This window comes from Chitinivorax tropicus (assembly GCF_014202905.1).
GTDB lineage: Bacteria > Pseudomonadota > Gammaproteobacteria > Burkholderiales > SCOH01 > Chitinivorax > Chitinivorax tropicus.
Genome location: NZ_JACHHY010000024.1, coordinates 55,143 through 57,162, shown reverse-complemented (window position 1 = coordinate 57,162; position 2,020 = coordinate 55,143). Strand labels below are relative to the sequence as shown.

Below are 2,020 nucleotides of genomic sequence, written 5' to 3'. Positions count from 1 at the left end.
TTCGTGTTGATCAGTTTGCCAGCGGCGGTCAGCTGCAGGTGGCGGCCTGCGGTCAGGCGGCCTTCCTGGTCGAGATTGATGTCACCCTGGGTGGCCTCGATAGTCAGGGTGTCCAGCGCCAACATCGCGCCATGTTGGCTGTTGTCGAGCTGGCCTGCTCGGACGGTGACGGCTTGATTGCCACCCAGCAGCCCGCCCTGGTTGTTGAGCTGGCCCGCGACCGTCAGCGACAGCGCGCCTTGACCAGTCGCCTTGATTTCACCTTGTCGGTTGTCGAGTTGTTGTGTGGTGATGCTGCTGGCAGCCCCCTCGATCCGGCCTTGCTGGTTGTCCAGTTGTGCGGTACTCAGCGTCAGCTCGCCTTGGCTGACCACCCTCCCCTGGTTCCGCAGCCAGTCGTGGAACGTCAAGGACAGCTTGCCTGCGCCGAAGTGGGTCAGTGCGCCATTCAGCTGCGCACGACGGGCCAGGATGGTGGCTTGATGGCCTTCGGCGGCAATCAGCCCATCTTGCAAGTCCAGCAGACCAGCCAGATTCAGATTGAGCGCACCATTGCCACGCTGCACGATGCGGCCTGCGCTGTTGATCAAGTTATTGCCAAAAATCGATAGCTGTTGCCCGACCAGATCACCGCCCAGGTGGTTCAGTGTGGCCACAGTGTTGATCTGTAAAGACTGATCGGCCCGTACATTGCCACCAATCGACACATTCCCTTGTATGGCTTTGATGGCGATGTTTTGTGCCAGCGCGTCACCCTGCCCCAGCTGCACCGAATCACCGGTCAGTTGGATGGCTCCCCCGGCCAGCAAGGCCCCCTGTGTTTGCAAGTTCTGCTGTGCAGTCAGAGTCAGCTGGCCGTTTTGGGTCGGCTTGCCTTGGGCATCGATCCCTGCGCCTATCGCTCCTGCTTCCTGCACCAGATTTTCCGCGCGGATGGCCACATTGCCACCCGCTACCAGGCTGCCATTGAAGCGGGCTTGTTTGCCAGCCGTCAGGTTGACATGGCCGCGTGTGGCAAGTTGGGCCGCCACGCCATTGACTGCGCGTTGACTCAATGCCCCTTGGCTGGTGAGGGTGATATCGCCACTGATGCGCTGGGCACCAGAAAGATTCAGGTCACCTTGGCTGGTGGCTGAGAGTTGCTTGGCCTGGGTAACGCCCCCCAGCTCCAGCTGTTGGGCGGCCAGTTGTACATCACCGCCAGCCAGCAGTTGTCCGGTAACGGCCAGCTTGTCTGCGGCACTCAGCGATACCTTACCGACTCGGGTGAGCTGTGCTTGTCGATCCACCCCTGCGGCTACGGTACCGCTCTGTTGCAGCTGCTTGGCGGTCAGGGTTGCGTCGTCCAGCGCGGACAAAGTGCCAGACTGCACCAGTGTTTCATCGGCAGACAAAGTCAGGCTGCCTTCGGCACGTGCATCGGCTTGCTGGTCGATATCCCGTGCCTTCAGATTGATGAGCCCACCCTGGCTGATCAGCTTACCAGCGGTTGCAAGTGTGCCCGTTGCTTGTGCATCGACGGTTCTGGCCAGTGTCTCCCCAGCCAGTTTCAGGCTCTGACCAGACACAACGAGTTGACCACCACTCAGTTGTTTACCAGTGGCGACTAGGTTGCGATTGGCTTGTAAACGCAGGCGACCATTGAGTGTGGGCTTGTTGTTGGCGTCTACGCCCGCTGCCAGTGTGCCGGTTTGGGTGATGTCTTGACCTGTCAGATCCACATCCTGACTGGCGATGACTTTGCCAGCCTGGGTCAATTGAGTGCCTGCAGTCAAGCCAACAAAACTGCGGCTGCGCAGTTCCGCTTCGTTGTGCAGGCTTGCCTGAGCGGTCGCGCTGACTTGTGCCGCCTGCGCTTGGCCGCCCAGGCGGATATCTGTGCCCGTTGCCGTGATAGCTCCGCCTGCCAATTGTGTGCCAATTGCTGTCAATTGCCCATTGGCCTGCAGTGTCAGGGAGCCTGCTTGGGTGGCGTTGCCTGCTGTGTCAATCCCTGCTGCCAGCGTGCCGCTCTGTTCGA

General features: G+C 60.4%; 1 protein-coding gene. It reads right to left on the bottom strand.

The annotated features are described in order from the left end of the window. Positions 1-2,020, bottom strand: a 2,020-nt coding sequence (locus HNQ59_RS16550) for a hypothetical protein (RefSeq protein WP_184041503.1), incomplete at both ends; no start/stop codon positions are given.